The organism is Pygmaiobacter massiliensis (assembly GCF_900199435.1).
Taxonomy (GTDB): domain Bacteria; phylum Bacillota; class Clostridia; order Oscillospirales; family Ruminococcaceae; genus Pygmaiobacter; species Pygmaiobacter massiliensis.
This window is the reverse complement of record NZ_OAML01000002.1, coordinates 892,391-915,290: the sequence shown is the minus strand read 5'-3', so window position 1 is coordinate 915,290 and position 22,900 is coordinate 892,391. Positions and strand designations below refer to the sequence as shown.

The 22,900-nt window shown below is 49.7% G+C and carries 18 protein-coding genes and 2 tRNA genes; 15 read left to right on the top strand and 5 right to left on the bottom strand.

Annotation, left to right across the window (positions count from 1 at the left end; all coding sequences use genetic code 11):
- Window positions 1-47 precede the first annotated feature (47 nt).
- Window positions 48-122, top strand: a tRNA-Glu gene (locus C1A11_RS04445).
- A gap of 357 nt (window positions 123-479) precedes the next feature.
- Here the strand turns inward: C1A11_RS04445 and C1A11_RS04440 are convergent.
- The gene (locus tag C1A11_RS04440) at window positions 480-824 is read right to left on the bottom strand and encodes a DsrE family protein (RefSeq protein ID WP_102049189.1); all 345 of its coding nucleotides are present in this window, start codon (window positions 822-824) and stop codon (window positions 480-482) included.
- Window positions 825-1,041: 217 nt separating this feature from the next.
- Between C1A11_RS04440 and C1A11_RS04435 the strand changes: the two genes are divergently transcribed.
- From C1A11_RS04435 to C1A11_RS04425, 3 genes are all read left to right on the top strand, one after another.
- The gene (locus tag C1A11_RS04435) at window positions 1,042-1,425 is read left to right on the top strand and encodes a VOC family protein (RefSeq protein ID WP_102049188.1); all 384 of its coding nucleotides are present in this window, start codon (window positions 1,042-1,044) and stop codon (window positions 1,423-1,425) included.
- Between the two features lie 175 nt (window positions 1,426-1,600).
- Window positions 1,601-2,713 (top strand): helix-turn-helix domain-containing protein, encoded by a 1,113-nt coding sequence (locus tag C1A11_RS04430; protein WP_102049187.1) that lies wholly within the window; start codon window positions 1,601-1,603, stop codon window positions 2,711-2,713.
- 292 nt (window positions 2,714-3,005) lie between these two features.
- On the top strand, window positions 3,006-4,196 hold the full coding sequence (locus C1A11_RS04425) for a coenzyme F420-0:L-glutamate ligase (protein WP_102049186.1): 1,191 nt from the start codon (window positions 3,006-3,008) through the stop codon (window positions 4,194-4,196).
- Between the two features lie 305 nt (window positions 4,197-4,501).
- Here C1A11_RS04425 and C1A11_RS04420 read toward each other — a convergent pair.
- A tRNA-Asn gene (locus tag C1A11_RS04420) sits at window positions 4,502-4,577 on the bottom strand.
- 684 nt (window positions 4,578-5,261) lie between these two features.
- Here C1A11_RS04420 and hutH point away from each other — a divergent pair.
- The 3 genes from hutH (at window position 5,262) to C1A11_RS04405 (ending at window position 8,970) form a co-directional block, all read left to right on the top strand.
- Window positions 5,262-6,791: a histidine ammonia-lyase gene (gene hutH, locus C1A11_RS04415; RefSeq protein ID WP_102049185.1), complete on the top strand. Its 1,530-nt coding sequence runs from the start codon at window positions 5,262-5,264 to the stop codon at window positions 6,789-6,791.
- A 136-nt stretch (window positions 6,792-6,927) separates the two neighbouring features.
- A complete protein-coding gene (locus C1A11_RS04410; RefSeq protein ID WP_242965810.1) occupies window positions 6,928-8,226 on the top strand; it encodes a Na+/H+ antiporter family protein in 1,299 nt (432 codons plus the stop codon).
- 165 nt (window positions 8,227-8,391) lie between these two features.
- Window positions 8,392-8,970, top strand: coding sequence for a HutD/Ves family protein (locus C1A11_RS04405; RefSeq protein WP_102049184.1), 579 nt, complete (start codon window positions 8,392-8,394; stop codon window positions 8,968-8,970).
- Here the strand turns inward: C1A11_RS04405 and C1A11_RS04400 are convergent.
- Both C1A11_RS04400 and C1A11_RS04395 read right to left on the bottom strand, forming a co-directional pair.
- Complete coding sequence (locus tag C1A11_RS04400; RefSeq protein ID WP_102049183.1) at window positions 8,965-9,753, bottom strand: histidine racemase CntK family protein; 789 nt, start codon at window positions 9,751-9,753, stop codon at window positions 8,965-8,967. The genes C1A11_RS04405 and C1A11_RS04400 overlap by 6 nt on opposite strands.
- A 97-nt stretch (window positions 9,754-9,850) precedes the next feature.
- The gene (locus C1A11_RS04395) at window positions 9,851-12,859 is read right to left on the bottom strand and encodes an ATP-binding protein (RefSeq protein WP_102049182.1); all 3,009 of its coding nucleotides are present in this window, start codon (window positions 12,857-12,859) and stop codon (window positions 9,851-9,853) included.
- A gap of 204 nt (window positions 12,860-13,063) precedes the next feature.
- On the opposite strand from C1A11_RS04395, the gene C1A11_RS04390 reads away from it, so the two are divergent.
- The 8 genes from C1A11_RS04390 to C1A11_RS04355 all read left to right on the top strand — a co-directional run bounded on the left by C1A11_RS04390 (window position 13,064) and on the right by C1A11_RS04355 (window position 22,357).
- On the top strand, window positions 13,064-15,085 hold the full coding sequence (locus C1A11_RS04390; RefSeq protein WP_102049243.1) for a urocanate hydratase: 2,022 nt from the start codon (window positions 13,064-13,066) through the stop codon (window positions 15,083-15,085).
- A gap of 101 nt (window positions 15,086-15,186) precedes the next feature.
- Window positions 15,187-16,434 carry an imidazolonepropionase gene (gene hutI, locus C1A11_RS04385; protein ID WP_102049181.1) on the top strand — a complete coding sequence of 416 codons (1,248 nt, stop codon included), beginning with the start codon at window positions 15,187-15,189 and terminating at the stop codon, window positions 16,432-16,434.
- A 12-nt stretch (window positions 16,435-16,446) separates the two neighbouring features.
- Window positions 16,447-17,340, top strand: coding sequence for a glutamate formimidoyltransferase (gene ftcD / locus C1A11_RS04380; RefSeq protein ID WP_102049180.1), 894 nt, complete (start codon window positions 16,447-16,449; stop codon window positions 17,338-17,340).
- 32 nt (window positions 17,341-17,372) lie between these two features.
- Window positions 17,373-18,002, top strand: a complete 630-nt coding sequence (locus tag C1A11_RS04375; protein ID WP_102049179.1) for a cyclodeaminase/cyclohydrolase family protein — start codon at window positions 17,373-17,375, stop codon at window positions 18,000-18,002.
- Between the two features lie 25 nt (window positions 18,003-18,027).
- Window positions 18,028-19,698 (top strand): formate--tetrahydrofolate ligase, encoded by a 1,671-nt coding sequence (locus tag C1A11_RS04370; RefSeq protein ID WP_102049178.1) that lies wholly within the window; start codon window positions 18,028-18,030, stop codon window positions 19,696-19,698.
- A gap of 180 nt (window positions 19,699-19,878) precedes the next feature.
- Window positions 19,879-20,517, top strand: coding sequence for a cyclodeaminase/cyclohydrolase family protein (locus C1A11_RS04365; protein ID WP_102049177.1), 639 nt, complete (start codon window positions 19,879-19,881; stop codon window positions 20,515-20,517).
- A gap of 40 nt (window positions 20,518-20,557) precedes the next feature.
- The gene (locus C1A11_RS04360) at window positions 20,558-21,829 is read left to right on the top strand and encodes a bifunctional folylpolyglutamate synthase/dihydrofolate synthase (RefSeq protein ID WP_102049176.1); all 1,272 of its coding nucleotides are present in this window, start codon (window positions 20,558-20,560) and stop codon (window positions 21,827-21,829) included.
- A 6-nt stretch (window positions 21,830-21,835) separates the two neighbouring features.
- Window positions 21,836-22,357, top strand: coding sequence for a folate family ECF transporter S component (locus C1A11_RS04355; RefSeq protein ID WP_242965808.1), 522 nt, complete (start codon window positions 21,836-21,838; stop codon window positions 22,355-22,357).
- On the opposite strand, the gene C1A11_RS04350 is transcribed toward C1A11_RS04355, so the two are convergent.
- On the bottom strand, window positions 22,354-22,788 hold the full coding sequence (locus C1A11_RS04350) for an Lrp/AsnC family transcriptional regulator (protein ID WP_102049175.1): 435 nt from the start codon (window positions 22,786-22,788) through the stop codon (window positions 22,354-22,356). The genes C1A11_RS04355 and C1A11_RS04350 overlap by 4 nt on opposite strands.
- Window positions 22,789-22,900: the final 112 nt, after the last annotated feature.

The window sequence follows — 22,900 nt, the reverse complement described above, 5'->3', positions numbered from 1 at the left end:
AGACGACCCGGGAGGATAGGTAGGTGCCGGCTCTTTTTCTTTTTTATGGCCCGTTGGTCAAGCGGTCAAGACGGCGGCCTCTCACGCCGCAAACGGGAGTTCGATTCTCCCACGGGTCACCAAAAGCCTCTGTACGATTGTACAGAGGCTTTTTATTTGTCTTCGCATTCATAAAAACAAGTGCTTAAAGCACAATAAAGTTAAAAATTCAGTTTTAATAGAGCTAATATGTATGTGTTTTGTTTGATGAATTCTAAAAAGTTTGCCTAATACTTCAAAATGGTTGTTGACTGAAAAAGTGGAAAGCGTTTGGGTGTACATTTGCCGCCCCAAACGCTTTGTGATTTTGTACGGCGAAGACATTGCGCAATATACGCACCGCTCACGCGAGAAATGGAGTGCTACTTATACGAGAGTAACGTCTGACAGTTGATTACTGTAAAAATTTTAGAAAACCAGAAGTAAAAATGTTACTAGTGCTACGGTTTAATATATGCATAGCCGTCTCTCTGCTTTTCTACAAGTTCCACTACGCCCGCGGGGACGATATTAACGTTGGGAAGCAGATCTTTTGCAGAAATTTCCCACCCGCGCAATGCATTAGCGCAGGCGCAAACTAGCACATCTTTTTGTGTAAGTGTCTCCACCGCAGCCGAAAATGCGACATCTTTTTGCGCCAAGGGAACAACAGCGTTTCCGTTACTGACGATTTCAATCTGAGCAAGTTCGGATTTGTCTGCATAATAGGCGAGTAAGTTTTCTACATTTTTAAAGACCATTTGCCACCGCTCAGCATCATCGATATGAAAGACTGCTTTTATCATAGAATTCCTCCAATGTAGTGTTTCTTCTTATTATAAAAGGTTGTACGTACCTCAAGCAAGTGGTTAGTGGCTGCTTTTGCATAAATTAGCAGAAATTCTACTTTTATAGATAATAAGCTGAAAAATAAAAGCGAATAAAGACGGTGGTTTTCACCCATTCAAGTTTGTGATATGATAAAAGGTAAGCTGATTTGTTGCAGAGAAAAGGAGAGAATATATGAAAATTCAACATATTGCGCTCTATGTTTCCAATTTGGAACAAATGAAAGAATTCTACAAAAAGTATTTTGGCGGAATTGATTCTTCTCGTTATCATAACCCTGCCACTGGCCTTCAAACTTATTTTTTAGAATTTGCAGGGGAAACCCGATTAGAACTAATGACCCGACCGGATTTGGTGGCGAATGAAAAAGTATTGCTGCAAACAGGCTGGGCACATCTGGCTTTTAGCTTGGGTACCAAAGAGGCGGTGGATGCGGTAGCCGCCAGGCTGCAGCGAGATGGAATTCCATTGATTAGCGGGCCTCGCGTGACCGGGGACGGCTACTATGAAGCTTGCTTTTTAGATCCAGAAGGAAATCAGGTCGAGATAACAGAATAGAGATACCCGCAGCGAAAAACTGAAAAAATAGTAGAAAATAATTGAATTAATACTTATTGTAGTTGAAAAAGGTAAATGCAACTGGCAGTTGACAAAAGGAAACGAGAAGTTGGTGGTCTTGCAAATACTTCGCCCGATACAATAAAGGCAGCCAAACTATCAGGAGGAAGACATTATGACACGAGGCCAAAAGATTACGGCATTACGCCGCAAAGCACATTTAAGCCAAGAAGACCTTGCGGAGCAAATGGGGATTTCGCGCCAGGCAGTTTCTAAATGGGAAGCCGACAGCTCAGCCCCAAGCATTGAAAATTTGAAAGAGCTTTCTCGTATTTTTGACGTTTCGGTGGATGTATTGCTCGAGCCAGATAAAGAATCAGCGGAGGTGGACGAATCTGACATCCCTCCCAACGATACTGGCATTAAAGCACAATCGACACAGGCGCACAAAAAATGGATACTTGCAGCCGGTGCTGCGGTTTTGCCGATTGGCTTAATAGCAATGTTAATATGGCAGCAGGTGCAGATATTAGAGCTGCAAGCAGCTGTAACAGAACTGCGCAGCCGCGGAGCGCAAACCATTTATATGCCATCTCCCGCAGAGACGACTAAAGAGGTGACGGATTACCAATTAGAGGAGGTTGCTTACAACCAGGAATCTAAAACGTTAACCATTAAAGTTAGTGTCGTGCCGCTGAATTTTACAGCCGATACAACAGCACAGATTAGTGTGAAGGGCAGTACAAATACCGTTACCGCTGACGCGCAGCAACTGGATGGTGCCTTTACAGCGGAACTGGAAGTACCGCTGGAACCGTCCATGAAGCTCTACTTTTTTATGCAACAAGGCACTCAGACGCAGCCAATTCTTCTGGATGATCTCAGCTATTTGCTCAGCAGTTACCAGATGACAGGGAACAGCGATTTTATAGGGCAGCTGTCGCGAACCTCTTCGGGGCTTTCTATTTCTGGCGAAGTACAAACAGCACTGGAATTTATTTATAGTGACAGCAGAAAAATTAATCTTTATCCTATCAAAGGAACGGTAAGCCTAATCGTAGATGGCAAAACGATTAAAACAGAACCGATTGTAGGAATCGATGATATACTCGACTTAGGTGAAAACAATGGAATGACCGCGACGGATGCTTTAAGTGGAACTACATTTTATACGCAGTTTTCTGAAGTTGTGCCCTGGCAATACGGCCAAAGCAGCGGTTACTTTTTGACCCAGATTGAGGACAATTTAGGGGGAACCTACGAATATCAAAGTGAAATCAGATTTTAGCATTATACTGCCAGGAGCGTTTACCGGTCTCGAGATTCCTTTTTTGCCCATACTGTTTGCCCCTTGTTGTCAGCTATTCGTTTAAAATGCCACCTTAATATTCGAACAATAAGTTTTTCTGGACAATTAAGGGGCAAATTGATAAAATATAGTGTACTCCTCCTTGTGTGAGGTAGGAGTGCATCGAACTAGAGAGGGTAACCCTGCGCCAAGCCGCGCAGGCGATGGATCGGTGCTTTTGCAAAAGCTGCTGCGGCAGCAGGTGACCGATCCCAGAAAGGATGGTCAAACAATGGAAAGACTTATCGGAACGGTATCAATGGGCGTACGCGCACCTATCATCAGACAGGGCGATGACATTGCAAAGATCGTCGTGGACAGCGTTGTTCAGGCGACCGAACAGGCCGGTATTTCATTGAATGAAAAAGACGTAGTTGCAGTAACCGAAGCTGTTGTTGCACGCGCACAGGGCAACTATGCTACTACAGAGCAGATTGCACAGGATGTTCACAATAAATTTGGCGACGAAACCGTTGGCGTGATTTTCCCGATTCTCAGCCGCAACCGTTTTTCGGTATGCTTAAAAGGCATTGCTGGCGGCGCGAAAAAGATCGTGCTGATGCTCAGCTATCCTTCCGATGAGGTGGGCAACCATTTGGTCGATCTGGACCTGCTGGACGAGAAAGGCGTCAATCCGTGGAATGATGTGCTGACCGAAGAAAAATTCCGCGAATTGTTTGGCTATCGTGTGCATCCGTTCACCGGTGTGGACTATCTTGCATTTTATAAAGAGCTGATTCAAGACGCAGGCTGCGAAGTCGAGATTATCCTTGCAAACGATTGCCGCGCTATTTTGGACTACACCAAAAACGTGCTTTGCTGCGATATTCATACCCGTGCTCGTACCAAGCGTTTGCTGAAGGCTGCTGGTGCGGCTAAAGTGTATGGCTTGGATGAAATTATGACTGCTTCGGTAAACGGCAGCGGCTTTAACGAAAACTATGGCTTGCTGGGCAGCAACAAAGCGACCGAAAACTCGGTTAAGCTGTTCCCCCGCAATTGCCAGCCAGTGGTAGACGCGATTCAGCAAGGTCTGCAGGAAAAAACCGGCGTCAAAGTTGAGGCCATGATTTACGGCGACGGTGCATTCAAGGATCCCATCGGCAAAATCTGGGAGCTTGCTGACCCCGTGGTTAGCCCTGCTTATACCGAGGGTCTGGAAGGTCAGCCGAACGAAGTAAAGCTGAAGTACCTTGCAGATAATGATTTTGCGGATTTGCGCGGCGAAGAGCTGAAGGCAGCAATCTCCGACTATATCCGCCACAAAGATCAGGACCTCGTGGGCAAAATGGTTTCTCAGGGCACCACCCCGCGCCGCTTAACGGACCTGATTGGTTCGCTCTGCGACCTGACTTCGGGCAGCGGCGACAAAGGCACCCCGATTATCTTGGTCAAAGGATATTTTGATAACTTCACCAAATAAGTTATAAAAACAATTGATAAAAACCGGGCATCCACAGATTGCGGCTGCCCGGTTTTTTTATCTCATATTTTAGAGAGTTACCACATGGTGTTGATGCTAAAGATTTTTGGTCGGCGGAAAGGGGCTAACTAGAAGGCGAGAGCGAATTATTGGAATTTGCAGACCGGTATAACTTAAAGCTTTCAACAAGCAAGAATCATGTTGCTTGGTTGTTGAAAAAGTAGCTAATCTCGCTATTTAAAAGTTGCCCAGTAAGCTTGCAAAGGGCAAACAAAAAAGACACACTAAAAAGTGTGTCTTCCGTTTGGCTCCCCCTGTTGGACTCGAACCAACGACCCTGCGGTTAACAGCCGCATGCTCTACCGACTGAGCTAAGGAGGAATATTCTTTACTGCCCCAATAGTATACCTCATAAATTGCTGATTTGCAAGTCCTTTTTTGAAAAAAATATGCTTTTATGCAAAATTACGAAGCTGTTTTTGCAGAGCTGCTTTTTGTGCTGCTGGTGCAAAGAAAAAAACGTAAAATCGAAACGAAAATGTAGAACTTTGAACCGCAACTTTAAGTTTACAATTGTGACCAAAACAAAAGAAAAGCAGCAGCCACAATAAAACGATAAAACACTAGTACGTTACCGTTATAAAGTTTCATCTTTTTTTCGTCTGTACATCCTAAAATACATGGAATTCCATCCAGCGAAACACGGAAAAGAAAATAAGGCGAAAGAAAGCGAGTCTTGCGAAAACCTGATTTTGCACCTTAATATACTTATAAAAGACAAAAAACTGTAATTGTGCGTGAACAAGGGACCAACTGCGTCAAATGCAAAAATAAGCAAAAATGAGCCATTTCTCTTTTTTTCTGCGGTGAAATATGTAAAAATAAGAAGAGAAATCATTAGGTAAATTAGAAAATTTCAGAAAAACGTCAATAAACGTTACAAAAGCACAGCACCGAGCCGGAGGCTTTTGACGATTTTTAGACACGCTGCCTGTATAATTTGAACCAAGAACAAAAAATATGACATTTTTGACTAAAACAAATTACATAAAGGAGATCGCACATATGAAAACAGTAATTTTAACCGGTCAAGATTTGACACTGGAAGAGGTTGCACTGGTTTGCCGTCACGACGCCCCTGTAGCCCTGTCGGACACCGCGAAGCGCAATATTGAAGAATCTCGCAAAGTGGTAGAACAGATTGTAGACGAAGATCGCGTGGTCTATGGCGTTACCACTGGGTTTGGTAAATTCAGCGATGTTGTAATCAATGCCGATGAATGCAAGCTGTTGCAGAAAAACCTCATCATAACCCATGCTGTTGGCGCTGGCGATCCCTTCCCGCGTGATGCAGCGCGCGGCATCATCCTTCTTCGCATCAACAATCTGGCCAAAGGTTTCTCCGGCGCGAGAATGGAAACTGTCCAGACCATGATTGATATGCTGAACAAAGGCGTTACTCCTGTTGTTCCGCAAAAAGGCTCGCTTGGCGCTTCCGGCGACCTTGCCCCGCTTGCTCATGTAGTGCTGCCGATGATTGGCCTTGGCAAAGCAGAGTATCAGGGCGAAGTTCTCGATGGCGGAGAAGCCATGCGCCGCGCAGGTATCCCCGTGATTGAACTGGGCGCTAAAGAAGGCCTTGCACTGATTAACGGCACTCAGGTTATGACCGCAACCGGCGCACTGACTGTGTATGACGCACTGGAGCTAATCAAAGTTGCAGACATCGCCGCAGCACTCAGCTTTGAGGCACACAACGGCGTAGAAGATGCACTGGATCCGCGTATTCATGTCATCCGTCCGCACAAAGGGCAGATGGACACTGCGCGCATCTTGAGACAGCTGATTGACGGCAGTAAAAATACCACCCGTCAGGGCCAGATTCGTGTGCAGGACGCTTACTCTCTGCGCTGCGTACCACAGATTCACGGTGCAAGCAAGGATGCGATCAACTTCGTCAAACAGAAAGTTGAAATTGAAATCAATGCGGTTACTGACAACCCGATTATCCTTAAAGATACCATGGAAGGCATCTCCGGCGGCAACTTCCATGGCCAGCCGATGGCACTGCCGTTCGACTTCCTGGGTATTGCGGTTGCAGAGCTTGCAAACGTTTCTGAGCGCCGCATCGAGCGTCTCGTTAACCCGGCACTCAGTGGTCTGCCTGCTTTCCTCACCAAAGATGGTGGTGTAAACTCTGGATTTATGATTGTGCAGTACTCGGCTGCTGCGCTTGTTTCTGAAAATAAAGTGCTGGCTCACCCTGCCAGTGTCGATAGCATTCCGTCTTCTGCAAACCAGGAAGACCATGTAAGCATGGGCACCATTGCCGCACGTAAAGCACGTGAGATTTTGGGCAATGCACGCCGTGTACTTGCAATGGAACTGATGTGCGCCTGCCAGGCCATTGATATGCGTGGCGATAAAGGGATGGGTGTTGGCACCAAACCAGCATACGATATCATCCGTGCACAGGTTGCGAAACTGGAAGAAGATCGTCCGCTTTATGAGGACATCAACAAATGCGAGGAAACCATCATTGATGGCAGCCTTGTGGAAAGTGTGGAAAAGTCCGCTTCTGCGATTGAATTTTAGTCTTGCGCCCTAAAGGCAGCCGGGCGGCAACCGCACGGTGCCAAACCATCACCTGCAAGATGGTGTACGCACCGGCGGTTTGTGGCTGCTTTTTAGCAGACTAAATTTGATAAAAAATGAAATGGAGGAAGAAAACATGTTAAACCCTGTAATTGTAGCTGTGGTTCTGTTATGCGTGCTTTGCCTTCTCAAGATGAACATTCTGTTTGCAATGCTCATCTCTCTTTTCGCCGGTGGTCTGGTAGGTGGCCTGGGCCTTATGGGTACAATGGGCTCTTTGCTTGCTGGCTTCGGCAGCAACGCAGAAACGGCGCTGGCCTATGTTCTGCTGGGTACCTTTGCAACTGCAATGGCCACTACCGGCATTGTTGACATTCTTGGACAGAAGCTGACCAAAGCCATTGGCGACAAAAAAATGGTGCTTCTGTTCTCGCTTGTCATCATCGCCTGCCTTTCGCAGAACGCAATTCCGGTACATATTGCTTTCATTCCCATCTTGATTCCCCCGATGCTTATTTTGATGAACAAGCTTAAAATCGACCGTCGTGGTGCCGCTTGCGCACTGGCTTTCGGTTTGAAAGCACCGTACATCACCTTACCGATTGGCTTCGGCCTCATTTTCCAGGGCATCATTGCAGATAACATGACTGCAAACGGCATGCCTGTAAAAGTGAGTGATGTCTGGAGAGTTAACTGGATTCTTGGCATTGCAATGATCGTAGGTCTGTGCATTGCGCTTTTTATCTCCTATCGGAAACCTCGCGAATACCAGGATGTTCTGGTTTCTGACCATGTGATGAGCGAAGAAGAAATGAAACTTCAGCCTCGCCATTGGTTTACGATTATTGCCATTCTGGTCATGGTCGGTCTTCAGCTGAAATTCAGCTCTCTGCCGATTGCTGCGATGGGCGGCTTGCTCGTTATGATTCTCACCGGCGCTATCAAATTCAACGAGTTGGACGACCAGTTTGCCGGCGGCATTAAACTGATGGGCTTTATCGCCTTTGTTATGCTGGTAGCAGGCGGCTTCGGCCAGGTGTTAAAAGACACTGGCGCGGTTGACGCACTGGTTCAGGGTTCTGTTAGCCTGATGGGTGGCAGCAAACTGGTTGCAGCTACTATGATTACCCTCATCGGCCTGCTGGTTACGATGGGTATCGGTACTTCTTTTGGCACTGTGCCTGTTCTTGCAGTTCTGTACGTACCCCTTTGCCAGCAAATCGGTTTCAGCCCGGCAGCAACCATCCTTCTGATGTCTGCTGCGGCAGCGCTCGGCGATGCAGGTTCGCCCGCTTCTGACACCACGCTTGGACCAACGAGTGGTTTGAATGCAGACGGTCAGCACAACCATATTTGGGATACCTGCGTACCGACATTCCTGCACTACAACATTCCGCTGATGATTGCCGCGATCATTGGTGCTCAGTTCCTGTAATGTGAAGCGAAGAAAACCTGACACTTCTGTGTCAGGTTTTCTCGCCTTAAAAGACAAATTGTGATGAATGCTTTAAATCGAGGTTTCTGTGCTTTTATTACAGAGAAAGCGGATTGCAATAAATTCCAAACTGAGACAAATTCAGAGAAAGAGATGGCTTGAGAGATGAAGATGACAATCAAAAACAGCATGGACTACAAAACGACCGAATGGTCTGGCGGCAAGACCACAGAGCTGTTTATTTACCCGCCCGATGGCGACTATTCCGCGCGGCGCTTTGATGTGCGCATCAGCAGCGCGACGGTGGAGGTAGAGCACTCGATGTTTACTTCGCTGCCAGGGGTACAACGCAAGCTGATGCTGCTTGAGGGTGAAATGAAACTGGTTCATAAAGGCCATCGCGAAAGAGTGATGCGTCCGTTTGCAGATGTTGATGCTTTTCCCGGTGAGTGGGAAACCGAAAGCTATGGCAAAGTGCGGGACTTTAACCTGATGACCTGCAACGGCGCAAAAGGGCGCCTTTCCTGCGTGGAAGCAGAAGGCGACACCGATCTGTTGATGCCTGAAATGCTTGGCAAAGAGATGATTGTACTGTACGTGATAGCAGGCAGCGGGAAAATAAATGACCATGAACTCGGCGAAACCGAACTCATGGTCATAGAAGATTATAGCGGAGAGACAATTGCAGTGCGGCCAGCCACCGGTAAACAGATGAAGCTGGCTGTGAGCCACCTGGCGTTATAGTGCCACATCTGCTGTCATCAGCGGAGATATTGCAACCGGCCCGCCCATTTGGCAAAGGATAACCTTGCCGTTTTTAATGCCAACAGTTGCCTCGATAATACCGCCGGGCTGATGGAACTCATACTCATAAGTGCCGCCTGGCAGCGGCAAAGCCAAATGTGTGGCACAGGCAATCGAGCCACTGCCACAGCTACTCTCCCATACAAGAGAGTGGGTGTCGCAAACATAAACGGCAGGCACTAGCTGGTCTGGCGCGGTGAGGAACATTACACCGTACGCATCGCTCGGCGCCATTTGCTGCACTGCGGCAATCAGCCCCCGCACAAACTCTTCTGTGCGGGGCTGGCCCGGAACAATAGTATGTACAATGCCATCAAAAATCATGACATCGAACGTTTCGCCAAGATAAGTAACCGTTTTGGTTTCGGCGAGTAAAGGCATCTGCGTTTTGCAGGTGCCTTTTTTGTGGTCAATTTCCACTGTCAGCGGCAGTTCTGCACCACTGATTTCTACTGCCACCGTTTGCGGGTGAGCAGGGGAAAGCATACTAAGCAGATAGCCGAAGCTGCGGGTGGCATTGCCACAAAATTCACCGCCCATCATTTGGATTCTGCCCGCGCCGCCTTGCTGCGGCGATACCTGAAATGCCACCTGCTCGGCATGGTATTCGGGCAGGGCCAGCAGCCGCGCAGCAATTGGTGCAATATCTTGCGGGGGGACAGGCGTGGTCACGAAAATCGTCAAATTGCCTGCGGGGTCGGCAAGGTAAAAAGAGAGCTTCATACGAACGTCCTTTCCTGTTGTAATGTCAGAATTTGCTCTTCGCATTTACAGCAAATCATCTTACCTTGACGATACCATAAAAGCGTCTTTTTTTCGTTTATAATACTGCGGGTACTGGGTCCAGTTGTTCCTCTAGCTCGTAGGCGCCGGGCAGCGGGCCAAGCAGTTCTTTGGCAGCTGCTTCATAATCCGCCGCAGAATGCTGGAGAGCGGCAGTGAAGATTTCGGGGTACAGTTTTAACAGTACAGCTTGTGTGTGCGCAACGATGCCAAGAGAGAACGGCGAACGAATCATCTGAGCACTGTTTTTTGCTTCCTCCAAAAGTTTAAGCGCACTTTTTGCATCGCCGCGTACAGCGTAAACCCGCGCACAATATGACTTGGCAATTGCACGCCCAACAAGAATGGTAGAGGCGTCATACAGATCACTGGCACGCAAAAATACGGAAGCGGCTTCTTCTTTTTGCCCAAGTGCCCATAGGCTGCGGGCTTTGTTTGAAAAGAAAGTGGGGTTTTGAGGATAGCGGCGGTCACTGCAAATTTCGATAGCACGGTCGTAAAAGTCCAAAGAAGCCGCAAAGTGGCCCTGCTTGCGCTCTGCTTCGCCGAGATAGTTGTAGCAAGCCGCCACGTTCAGTGCATAGTTTTGGCCTTCCAACGGCGAGGTCTGGAACAGGGTAATTGCCTGATGCAATTTTTCGCGGGCTTCCTCATAACGTCCGCACATCGAAAGATAGAGTCCATAAAGGCGACATTCGGTCGCGCACTCGGTATTTAGCCGGTGTGCCGAAGCGATGCCCATACTTTTTTCGATGTTTTCGCGCATCAACTCGGTATTCCAGGTCTGTATGCCGTAGAAAGTAAGTTGACGCAGGTAAGAAATGTGAATTTCGGGATGCTCTTCGAGATAACGATTTTGTGCAAGCCCGCGGTGAATTGCCTCGATGCCTTTTTTATATTCGCCCTGCGAGATATAGTATTTGCCTACGACGAGATAAAGGCGGCTTTCCAGTTCGCTGAAATCCATGGCACTGGGCTGATAATTGTACAGGCGAATCAGTTCGGCGGTTAATTGGTCAAAGTAGGTGGTCAGCTGTTTGGGTGCTTCCAAATCCGAGTCCTTCTGTGGCTGCAAAATGGGGTAAAGCTCGTAATTAAACCGAGAATAATCGGCAAGGCTCAAAATTTTGTATTGCAGCACTTTTGCATCGTTGCCAGCCTGCGCGTAATGGTAAAGCAGGCTTTGATACCACGAGTTATTGTGCAGAATGGCTGCTTGCTCGTAATAGGTGGCAACGCGTGCGTGTAACAGTCGGCGCTTTGCAGGCGAGAGCAGAGAGTGTACGAAATCCTGCATCTTGTTGTGTCGGAACTGGAAACGAATCTGTCCCTCTGCAACCTTTTCTCTTACCAGTCCGTGCTGCTTGAGGTCGTCAATCAATTCGATAATTTCGAGCGTGTCGCGGTTAAAGATAAACTCGACGATTTCCAGTGTAATGTACCCTGGACAGATGGAAATGGTATCGAGCATCTGGCGAGAATCGGTGGAAAGCTCCTCTACCCGTTCCAGCAAAATCTCCTGCGGATTTGCAGGCAGCGAAAGCTTGTTGGTTCCATCGCTTGAAAGGTAGCTAAGCAGCATATCCAGAAAGAAGCCATTGCCCTCAGAATCCTGATAAATGTGGTGGATAATCTGCTCGTTGAGCGCGCCGGCACCTAAGCGGTCGGCAATAATCTGGCCCACTGCCTGCTCGGTGAAAGGCTCCAGCACAAGCTGCGTCAAAAACTTTTCTCGAATCAGCGCATTTAGCTGCTTTTGCACCAAAGGCGGCTGCACATCCAGGCAGGTGCCGATGCAGAAAAGGTTCGGGTTGCGCTCGCGGATAATCAGCGAAAGCAGTTCCAGGCTCAGCGTATCCATAAATTGCAGGTTGTCAAAAAACAAAACAATTGGGGTTTCTTCACCAATCAGCGAAAATAACTTTAAAATACTGTTGCGGGTGGTGCGGTAGTTGTACGAGGTCATTACGTCTTCCGGCACCTGGGAAGAAAGTGCGTTATCGCCAAACAGCGGAAACAGGTTGCTGATATGGCTCATGTAGCTGGCTGGTACATGGATATTGTTTTTGCGTATGTAGCTGTCAAGCTGAAGCATAATGCTGTTCCAGGGCTGCAACGTAAATTCGCGTTCTGCCTGAAAGCAGATGGTGCGCAGCACGATGCAGGCATCGCCGTCCACATTATCTAAAAAGTGGTTCATCAAATAGGTTTTGCCTACGCCATTATCGCCTAGAAGGCAGATGGCGGTAGGGTTGCCAAGCAAAAATGAGTGATATGCTTTCATTAGATACTGCATCTCTTGGGTGCGCCCAATAATAGGGGTGGCCTCCGGCTCTGGGTCGGCAGTGCTGGATTCTGTCCACGAGCTCAACAGTTCACGGTGCAGGGTAGTCAGCTCGGCACACGGGGCAATACGCAGCTCGTTATTCAGCAGTTTGCTGATGTTTTGGTAAACTTTGATGCCTTTGTGGAAAAGATTATTCTTCTGATAGCATTCCATCATCAGCAGATAGATGCGCTCTTCCAGCGGATCTTCTTTAGTATATCGGAAAAAGAGTGACTCCATCGCAGAAACATTACTTTGCGGGGTTTGCAGCATTCGGTCGTACAAGCGCCGCAGATAGCTGTCTTTTAAAGAGGTGCGCTCCAAAGCGAGCCACTCCTCGAATGCTTCTGCATTTTTTAAATCAAAGCCCTGCAATAATTCGTTCTCGTAAAGCTCGAGGCCATCGCTTGCCAAAAAACGGTCATAATCAATGTCATAAGTAAACTCTGGATTAAGTGCAAGGAGGGGCTTTTTAGGAGAAACGATGACCTCTAAATCAAAAGCCTTTTTAATGGTATAAAGGGTGTGCCGCAGGTTTTTCTTTGAAACCTGTGCATCGTCTGCATCCCAAAGCAAAGCAGCCGCCTGTTCTCGTGTCATGTTTTTTTTGATAGCAAGACAGTAAAGCAGCGCCTCGGCTTTTTTGAAAGGCAACTGCACAACCTTATCGTCTAATAAAATAAGCGGGGTCTGCAATAACTTAAACGTGATTTTGGGCATCGATTTTCCTCCTTGACTTTTTCGTGGGTAGACTAAGAAATAGACGGTTACGAGTGTTTCTTGCTCTCAGTATACAACACATTTTGGAAAAATCATCTATAAATTTGCGAAAAGTTAAAAAAATTTGTATCTGAATAGACGTTTATAGACGTTCTTTAGACATTCGCATGTTAGAATTTAGAAAAAAGGAGGCCGACCGCCATGATGAATAATTTTGATATTGCCAACGCCATGACTGTAAAACTGGACCCGGTGCTTCCGGAATACCCCGAATTTAAAGAAGGGGTACGCCGCGCACCCAAGCGTGAGCTGACCTTGAATGAGAGAGAGAGCAAACTTGCGCTCAAAAATGCGCTTCGCTATGTGCCGGAAGAGCTGCATGAGCAGCTTGCACCCGAATTTTTGGAAGAGCTGATGACCCGTGGCCGCATTTACGGCTACCGCTTCATGCCGAAAGACCGCATCTATGGCAAACCCATTGATGAGTACAAGGGCAACTGTGTTGCGGCAAAAGCCTTTCAGGTGATGATCGACAACAACCTCGACCATGCAGTTGCGCTGTATCCTTATGAACTGGTTACCTACGGTGAGACCGGTCAGGTCTGCCAGAACTGGATGCAGTACCAGCTCATTAAAAAATACCTTGAAGTGATGACTGAAGAGCAGACGCTCGTTATGATGTCCGGTCACCCGATGGGACTTTTCAAATCTCACAAAACCAGCCCGCGGGTGGTAATCACCAACGGCTTGATGATTGGCATGTTCGATGACCCGGAAGACTGGGCGAAAGCAACCGCAATGGGCTGCTCGAGCTACGGCCAGATGACCGCGGGCGGGTGGATGTACATCGGACCGCAGGGCATCGTGCACGGCACCTTCAACACCCTGCTCAACGCCGGCCGCAAAGAGCTGGGCATCCCCGAAGACGGTGACCTGCGCGGACACCTCTTCATCACCTCCGGCCTCGGTGGCATGAGCGGCGCACAGCCCAAAGCCATCGAGATTGCACACGGTGTCGGCATCGTGGCAGAGGTAGACGCTTCCCGCATCGAAACCCGTCACGAACAGGGCTGGGTAGGCAAAGTTACCGACGACATTCAGCAGGCCTTTGCATGGGCTCACGAAGCAATGGAAAAGAAAGAAGCACTTTCCATTGCTTACCACGGCAATATCGTTGACCTGCTGCAATATGCAGTAGATAACAACGTGCATGTAGAGCTGCTTTCTGATCAGACCTCCTGCCATGTACCTTATGACGGCGGCTACTGCCCGCAGGGCCTTACCTTTGACCAGCGCACTGAAATGCTGAAAAATGACAAACACGGTTTCTGCAAGCTGGTTGATGAATCCCTCATTAAGCACTTCCACCTCATCAAAACCCTTGTAGAGCGCGGCACCTACTTCTTCGACTACGGCAACGCCTTTATGAAAGCCGTTTTTGATGCCGGTGCAAAAGACATTGCCAAAAACGGTGTGGATACCAGCGAAGGTTTCATCTTCCCGTCTTACGTTGAGGACATTATGGGACCGATGCTGTTTGACTACGGCTACGGCCCGTTCCGCTGGTGCTGCCTCTCTGGCAAACCGGAAGATTTGCACAAAACCGACCATGCGGCAATGGAAATTATCAACCCGAACCGCCGTGGGCAGGACCGCGATAACTATATCTGGATTCGCGATGCAGAGAAGAACAAACTGGTTGTTGGCACCCAGTGCCGTATCCTTTATCAGGATGCACTCGGCCGCCGCGACATTGCCCTGCGCTTCAACGAGATGGTTCGCAATGGCGAAATCGGCCCTGTTATGCTTGGCCGTGACCACCATGACACCGGCGGAACCGATTCTCCGTACCGTGAGACTTCCAACATCTACGACGGCAGTAACATTACCGCAGATATGGCAGTGCAGTGCTATGCAGGTAATGCTGCACGCGGCATGAGCCTCGTTGCGCTCCACAACGGCGGCGGCGTTGGCATCAGCAAATCCATCAACGGCGGCTTTGGCATGGTGCTGGACGGCAGCGAGCGTGTTGATGAAATTCTGATGGCTTCTATCCCCTGGGATACCATGATTGGTGTTGCAAGAAGAAGCTGGGCACGCTGCGAGCATTCTATCGAAACCGTGGCAGAGTACAACAAGAGCCGCGATGGTCAGGACTACATCACGATGCCGTATATCGCTTCGGATGAGCTGATTGAAAAGACCTACGAGAAAATTGTGAAATAACAAAACCAGAAGATACAACACCCTCTCTTCAATGGTTGCGCATGGCGCATGGCCCCGCTGTAAAGCGGGGCCGGCCCAATGCGAAGAAAGGAAGCAAACCAATGAGCAAAAAATTCATCTGCCATGCTGCAGAGCTGGTAACCTGCCGGGGCAAAGCCCCGAAATACGGCAAAGAGATGTCCGACATCGGGCTAATCGAGGACGGTGCGGTGCTGATTGAAGACGACAAAATCGTCGCAGTTGGCACCACAGAAGAACTTTCCTCCCGGTTCAACCTGTCCGGCTGCGAGGTCATCGATGCCACAGGCAAAACTGTCCTGCCGGGATTCGTGGATTCTCATACCCATTTTGTGTTCGGCGGTTACCGTGCAGATGAATTCTCCTGGCGGCTGCGCGGCGACAGCTATATGTCTATTATGGAGCGGGGCGGCGGCATCAATGCCAGCGTAACCAAAACCCGCAATGCCACAATGGAAGAGCTGGTTGCTGAGGGCAAGGACCGGTTGGCCCGCATGCTGGAATTTGGTGTTACCACCGTAGAAGGCAAAAGCGGCTATGGCCTGGACAAGGAGACCGAGCTGAAACAACTGCGTGCCATGAAAGAACTTGGTAAGCTGCAGCCGGTCGATATTGTTTCCACCTTCCTTGGCCCTCACAGCGTGCTGCCCGAGTATAAAGGCCGCGAGCGTGAATTTATCGATATGATGCTGCACGAGGTAATGCCGCAGGTGCGCGCAGAAGACCTTGCAGAGTTTGCAGATATTTTTACCGAGAAAAATGTCTTTTCGGTCGAAGATTCTCGCTACTACCTGAACGAAGCCAAAAAGATGGGCTTTAAATTGAAAATTCATGCCGATGAAATGGTGCAGCTGGGCGGCGCAGAGCTTGCCGCAGAGGTAGGTGCTTTCTCTGCCGACCACCTGCTCAAAGCATCGGATCAGGGCATTGCGGATATGGCAAAAGCAGGTGCTATCTGCACCGTGCTGCCCGCCACCGCTTTCTGCCTTAAGGAAGAGTTCGCCCGTGCCCGCAAAATGATTGACGAAGGCGCAGCAGTTGCAGTGGCAAGTGACCTAAACCCCGGCAGCTGCTTCACCAACTCGATTCCACTACTCATCGCTTTGTCCTGCATCTATATGGGCCTCTCGGTAGAAGAGGTCATCACGGCGCTCACCATCAATGGTGCGGCAGCGGTAGATAGGGCAGACCGTGTAGGCAGTCTGGAGCCAGGCAAACAGGCGGACATTATCTTCCTGAAATATCCGTCCATTCACTTTTTGCCCTACCACACGGCAATTAACCTCGTGGAAAAGGTAATGAAAAACGGCGAAATTGTTTTAGAGAAATAAAGGAGAATTACCATGGATAAGATTATTGAATGCATTCCGAATTTCAGCGAAGGCAGAGACCTTGCCAAAGTAGAAAAAATCGTGGATTGCTTCCGCGGCAAACAGGGCGTTAAACTGCTGGACTATACCTCTGACGCAGACCATAACCGCAGCGTTGTCACCGTAATTGGCGAGCCCGAACCCCTGCGCGATGCCATGGTAGAGGCCATCGGCAAATCCATCGAGCTGATTGACATGACCAAACACGAAGGCCAGCATCCCCGCATGGGCTGCGTAGATGTCGTTCCTTTTGTACCTATCCGCAATGTCACCATCGACGAGGCAGATGCTGTGGCAAAAGAAACTGCAAAAATTGCAGCAGAAAAATTTGGCCAGCCGTTCTTCCTGTATGAAAAGTCCGCCACTGCGCCCCACCGTGAGAACCTTGCGACCATTCGCAAAGGCCAGTTTGAGGGTATGGCAGAAAAAATGCAGGACCAGACGATGTGGAAACCCGACTTTGGCCCCGAAACCATTCATCCCACCGGTGGTGTTACCGCAATTGGCGCACGTATGCCGCTGGTTGCTTTCAACATCAATCTCGACACCCCGAACCTTGAAATTGCCAACCAGATTGCCCGCAAAGTTCGGTTTATGAATGGCGGCTTCCGCTTTGTCAAAGCCATGGGCGTTATGCTTGAAGACCGCAATCTCGCACAGGTTTCGATGAACCTGACCGACTACACTAAAACTGCGGTTTACCGTGTGTTTGAAACGGTTAAAATGGAAGCCCGCCGCTATGGTGTCAACGTGGTCGGCAGCGAAGTGATTGGCCTTACCCCGATGGCAGCACTTGTGGATTGTGCCGAATACTACCTGCAGATCGAAGACTTTAAGATGGACCAGGTGCTGGAAACCCGCCTGTAAGCCGAACGACCCGAAAGGAATGGTAAACGCCCATGAAAAACATGACAATAGAAGCATTCGCACAGCTGACTGCTTCTAACGAGCCGGTGCCGGGCGGCGGAAGTATTTCTGCCCTTGCCGGTGCGCTTGCCGCAGCCCTTGCCGAAATGGTGGCGGGCTTGACCATTGGCAAAAAGAAATATGCCGAAGTAGAAGATGAGATGAAAGCCGTCGTAGCACCGATGCGCAAGCTGCAAGAGCAGCTGCTGCTCGATATTCAGCGGGACAGCGAATCGTTTGACCTCTATATGCAGGCACTGACCCTGCCGAAAGAAACCGAAGAAGAAAAAGCAGCCCGCACCGCAGCAATGCAAGAAGGTCTGAAGGCTGCCGTAAAGGTACCGCTTTCGGTGGCAAACGCTGCTTACGAAATTTTGCCGGTGGCAGAGCTGATGGTGAACAAAGGCAACCAGACCGCAGTAACTGATGCACTCGTCGCGACCATGTTGGCGCGCACCGCAGCACTTGGCGCACTGTTCAATGTCAAAATCAATCTGCAATCCATCAAAGACGAAGCTTTCGTCGCTGAAACTTCAAAAGAAGTAGAAGTACTGGAACGAAAGACGGTTGATTTTGAAAAGAAAATTCTTGCCGCGACCGAAGTGGCCGCCGGTGTACTGTAACTGAAGAAAACGGAGGAAAAGACCAATGAAATCTGATATCGAGATCGCCCAGTCTGTCACCCCGAAAAAAATTACCGAAATTGCCCATGCTTATGGCATTGGCGATGAATACCTGGAGCAGTACGGCAACTACAAAGCCAAAGTGGATTACCGTTTGCTGAACGACCTTGCCCAGCAGCCCAACGGCAAGCTGGTACTGGTTACCGCCATCACCCCGACCCCGGCAGGTGAGGGCAAAACCACTACCACCGTCGGCCTTGCAGATTCGCTCAAAGCCATTGGCAAAAAAGTCGCAGTGGCACTGCGTGAGCCTTCTCTCGGACCTGTGTTCGGTGTAAAAGGCGGTGCAGCTGGCGGCGGCTACGCACAAGTTATTCCGATGGAAGACATCAACCTGCATTTTACGGGCGACTTCCACGCCATCGGCGCGGCCAACAACCTGCTTGCTGCAATGCTGGATAACCACATCTATCAGGGCAACGCACTGCGCATTGATCCCAAGCGCATCACCTGGAAACGCGTTGTGGATATGAACGACCGCCAGCTGCGCAACATCGTAGACGGCCTTGGTGCCCGCACGGACGGCGCAACCCGCGAAGATGGCTATGATATCACCGTAGCGTCTGAAATCATGGCAGTGCTCTGCCTCTCGAAAGACATCTCCGATATGAAAGAGCGCCTTTCCCGCATGATTATAGGCTATACATATGACCAGCAGCCTGTCACTGCAGGCGACCTGAAAGCAGCGGGCGCAATGACGGCTCTTTTGAAAGATGCACTGAAACCAAACCTCGTCCAGACACTGGAGGGCACCCCGGCCTTTATCCACGGCGGGCCGTTCGCCAACATTGCGCACGGTTGCAACTCGCTGATTGCAACCCGCATGGCACTGAAACTGGGCGATTACGCCATCACCGAGGGCGGCTTTGGCGCAGACCTCGGTGCAGAAAAATTCATCGACATCAAGTGCCGTATGGGCGGGCTGAAACCCTCGGCAGTTGTGCTGGTTGCTACCGTTCGTGCCCTTAAAATGCACGGCGGCATGCCCAAAACGGAACTGGGTACCGAAAACCTCGAAGCCCTCGAAAAAGGCATGCCCAACCTGCTGCGCCATGTGGAGAACGTCACCAAAGTGTACGGCCTGCCCTGCGTAGTAGCAATTAACCGCTTCCCGACCGACACCGAAGCCGAACTTGCGCTGGTAGAAGAAAAATGCCGTAAACTTGGCGTTAACGTTGCCCTTTCTGAAGTACATGGCAAAGGCAGTGCAGGCGGCGAAGAGCTTGCAAAAGAGGTTGTACGCCTCTGCGAGCAGCCGAACAATTTCAGCTTTGTGTATGGCGATGACCTCTCGATTGAAGAAAAGCTCAATGAGATTGTCAAACGCGTCTATCACGGCGATGGTGTTGTGCTCACCCCGGAAGCGAAAAAACAGATGCAGCAGCTGACCGACCTCGGATTCTCCAAAGCACCTATCTGCATGGCAAAAACACAGTTCAGCTTCTCGGATAATGCCGCGCTTGTCGGTGCACCCACCGGGTTTAAAGTAACGGTGCGTAACCTTAAAGTTTCAGCCGGTGCTGGCTTTATCGTGGCGCTTACCGGCAATATTATGACATTGCCCGGTCTGCCCAAAGTGCCGTCTGCGGAAAAAATTGACGTAGACGAAAACGGCAAGATTATCGGTCTGTTCTAATTCGGCACCTAAACAATGGAATAAAATGGCGGGACGAAAAAATCGTCTCGCCGTTTTTTCCCCCTTTTCAATACCGCAGCAAACTGCTACAATTAACAGCGCAGGTAAGCTGCATTGCGTGGCAGTGCCACAGATGCAAAGAAAAGGAGGTTTTGAATCATTTGATTAGGAGGTGACAAAGTGGAAAAATTAACTGCACTTTCCTGCGAAGAATTTGTGCGCGTGCTATCCTCAGCTGCACCGGTACCCGGCGGCGGTGGTGCTTCTGCACTGGTTGGTGCCATTGGTATGGCACTGGGCAGTATGGTGGGCAGCCTGACGACCGGCAAAAAGAAATATGCCGCGGTAGAAGAGGATATTCAGCGACTGCTGGCACGAAGCCAAACAATCCAAACAGAGCTGCTTGCGCTTGTGATGCGTGATGCAGAGGTATTTGAGCCGGTGGCAAAAGCCTACGGTATGCCCTCTGCAACCGACGCGGAAAAAACGCAAAAGCAACAGGTGATGGAAAAGGTACTGCGCGAAGCTGCGCTGGTGCCCGCCGAAATCATGGACCAGTGCATTGCAGCATTGGAAGTGACCGCAGAGTTTGCACAAAAGGGTTCTGCCCTTACCGTAAGCGACGCAGGCGTTTCTGCCACCGCATGCAGGGCAGGGCTGGAGGGCGCTTCTCTCAATGTCTACATCAATACCAAAATGATGAAAGACCGGGAGTTTGCCGACCGGCTAAACCGTGAAACCCAAGAGAAGGTTGCTCGCGGTGCCAAGCTCGCAGAAGAAATTTTTACAAACGTAACTCAAAAACTCATAAATCAGTAACGTACCTACGAAGCTGTTACAGCGAAGAAGGGGATCACAGATGAATTATAGTGAAGCATTGCAATACATTACCAGTACCAGCTGGCAAGGCAGCCGGCTTGGGCTGGAAAGAACGCGAGAGCTGCTAAAGCGGCTCGGCGATCCGCAGGACAAGTTGCGGTTCGTACACATTGCAGGCACCAACGGCAAAGGTTCTACTGCCGCTATGGTGGCCTCTGTTTTGACCAGTGCAGGTTATTGCACCGGTCTAAATACCTCCCCCAGCCTTTATCGGTTCAACGAAAGAATGCAGGTGAACGGCACCCCCATTACCGACGAGGAAGTCGCACAGCTAACCTTGCAGCTGCGCACTGCCGCAGAGGGTATGGAGGCCCCCCCCACCGAATTTGAACTGGTTACCGCACTCTCTTTTCTTTATTTTGCCTACCGCAAATGCGATATTGTCGTGCTGGAAGTGGGCATGGGCGGCCGTCTGGATTCGACCAACGTGGTTCGCACGACCGAAGTGGCGGTTATCACCACCATTGGGCTCGACCATACTGAAATGCTCGGCGATACGGTGGAAAAGATAGCGCAAGAAAAAGCTGGCATCATCAAACCCGGTTGCGCCGTAGTTGTAAGCGGTCAGCAGCAGTCTGTGCTGGACGTTGTAGCAAAAGTTGCAAGTGAAGCAGCAGCCGAAATGACGGTTGCCGACCCCGAAGAACTGCATTATTTGCAGGGTGACATTACGGGCCAGCAGTTTGATTACCGGCAGCTTAAACACCTGCGCTTACCGCTCGTCGGCGCGCATCAGCGGCTGAACGCGGCAACCGCGCTTGCTACGGTGAAAGCACTGCAAGTAAAAGGCTGGAACATTACAGAAGAATCGATTCGCCAAGGGCTTGCCGCAACAGTGTGGCCGGGGCGCTTTGAACTGCTCTCGACCGAGCCGGTCTTTATCGTGGACGGCGGGCATAACCCGCAGTGTGCAGAGACGGTCGCGGCCACCCTGCGTGAGCTGTACGGTGAGAAAAAGATTATTTTTCTCATGGGTCTGCTGGCCGATAAAGATTTTAACGGCGTAGTAGATGCAGTGGCACCGCTTGCCAAATGTTTTTATACCGTGCAGCCGGGCAGCCCGCGTGCGCTTACCGCAGAACAATTGCGGGCAAAGCTGTCCGCAGCTTATCCGGGCATTCCCGCAGAAAGCTGCGGCTCGGTAACGCAGGGCATTGCGGCGGCGAAAGCTGCGGCTGGGGCAGACGATGTCATCTGCGCATTCGGTTCTTTGTATATGCTGGGCGAGATTCGCCACGAGATGGGGAGGTAATTTACCGTGAACAATAACAATAGCTTTTCCGTACGCCGTCTGGCACAGATGGCACTTTTGATTGCACTGGAGATTATTCTCTCGCGTTTTGTTTCTATTGCAACACCGATTGTGAAAATCAGCTTTTCATTTTTACCGCTTGCCGCAATGGCCATTTTGTATGGTCCGGCCTACGCCGCAGCAGGGGCGGGAATTGCCGACTTTTTGGGTGCAACGCTGTTTCCGATTGGACCGTATTTTCCCGGCTTTACCCTTAGCGCGGCGCTGACCGGTGCGGTATATGGTTTCTTTTTACAAAAAAACAGAGTGACCGTTGGACGGACACTCTGCGCAATTCTCGTAATTGATATTTTCATTCAGCTTGGGCTCAGCACCCTTTGGCTTGTTATGATAACCGATAAAGCCTTTTTGGCGCTTATCCCGGTGCGCGCAATGAAATGCGCGGCAATGATTCCTATCAAGCTTGTGGGCATCAAAGCATTAGATTCGGTGCTGAAACTCACACGCCGTACGGCTGCTGCGGGTTAACCCAGCACAAACGGCTTTTGGTCAAAATAGGTGTTAAGCACCACAGAAGTTTGTGAAAGCCCAAAGGTTCGGATTTTTACAAGCTGCTGTTCCAGTGCGGCGGCATCCGCCACACACACCTTCAATAATGCGTTATTCGGCCCAATGATGTGGTGGTGCTCCACAATCATTGGGCTTTTTTCTGCAAATTCGCAAAAAGCAGTGTAACTCTCGGGCGGCACATTAATCATAATGTAAGCACAAAGACGGTTGCCAAGCTGCGCAGGGTCGAGCTTGGCATGAAAACCGGTAATGGCCCCGGCTTCCCGCAGGCGCGTTACCCGCTCTGATACGGCCGGTGCTGTAAGCCCGACTAATTTGCCGATTTCGCGGGTCGTGGTTTTGCAATCTTCCTGCAAAATATTCATGATTTTGATGTCGGTTTGATCCATAAAAAACGGCCCTTTCTGCAGGAGCGAATTTTGTAAAGCAAAAATGCTCTTTTTCCGAACGCTGTTAAGCAGATGCATTATAACACAAAACAATTGCCATGTACAGCCAAAT

Excerpts from the sequence above, each read along its gene's own strand:
- C1A11_RS04440 (WP_102049189.1), bottom strand. The coding sequence starts at position 824 with ATGATAAAAGCAGTCTTTCATATCGATGATGCTGAGCGGTGGCAAATG.
- C1A11_RS04435 (WP_102049188.1), top strand. The coding sequence starts at position 1,042 with ATGAAAATTCAACATATTGCGCTCTATGTTTCCAATTTGGAACAAATG.
- C1A11_RS04430 (WP_102049187.1), top strand. The coding sequence starts at position 1,601 with ATGACACGAGGCCAAAAGATTACGGCATTACGCCGCAAAGCACATTTA.
- C1A11_RS04425 (WP_102049186.1), top strand. The coding sequence starts at position 3,006 with ATGGAAAGACTTATCGGAACGGTATCAATGGGCGTACGCGCACCTATC.
- hutH (WP_102049185.1), top strand. The coding sequence starts at position 5,262 with ATGAAAACAGTAATTTTAACCGGTCAAGATTTGACACTGGAAGAGGTT.
- C1A11_RS04410 (WP_242965810.1), top strand. The coding sequence starts at position 6,928 with ATGTTAAACCCTGTAATTGTAGCTGTGGTTCTGTTATGCGTGCTTTGC.
- C1A11_RS04405 (WP_102049184.1), top strand. The coding sequence starts at position 8,392 with ATGAAGATGACAATCAAAAACAGCATGGACTACAAAACGACCGAATGG.
- C1A11_RS04400 (WP_102049183.1), bottom strand. The coding sequence starts at position 9,753 with ATGAAGCTCTCTTTTTACCTTGCCGACCCCGCAGGCAATTTGACGATT.
- C1A11_RS04395 (WP_102049182.1), bottom strand. The coding sequence starts at position 12,859 with ATGCCCAAAATCACGTTTAAGTTATTGCAGACCCCGCTTATTTTATTA.
- C1A11_RS04390 (WP_102049243.1), top strand. The coding sequence starts at position 13,064 with ATGAATAATTTTGATATTGCCAACGCCATGACTGTAAAACTGGACCCG.
- hutI (WP_102049181.1), top strand. The coding sequence starts at position 15,187 with ATGAGCAAAAAATTCATCTGCCATGCTGCAGAGCTGGTAACCTGCCGG.
- ftcD (WP_102049180.1), top strand. The coding sequence starts at position 16,447 with ATGGATAAGATTATTGAATGCATTCCGAATTTCAGCGAAGGCAGAGAC.
- C1A11_RS04375 (WP_102049179.1), top strand. The coding sequence starts at position 17,373 with ATGAAAAACATGACAATAGAAGCATTCGCACAGCTGACTGCTTCTAAC.
- C1A11_RS04370 (WP_102049178.1), top strand. The coding sequence starts at position 18,028 with ATGAAATCTGATATCGAGATCGCCCAGTCTGTCACCCCGAAAAAAATT.
- C1A11_RS04360 (WP_102049176.1), top strand. The coding sequence starts at position 20,558 with ATGAATTATAGTGAAGCATTGCAATACATTACCAGTACCAGCTGGCAA.
- C1A11_RS04350 (WP_102049175.1), bottom strand. The coding sequence starts at position 22,788 with ATGGATCAAACCGACATCAAAATCATGAATATTTTGCAGGAAGATTGC.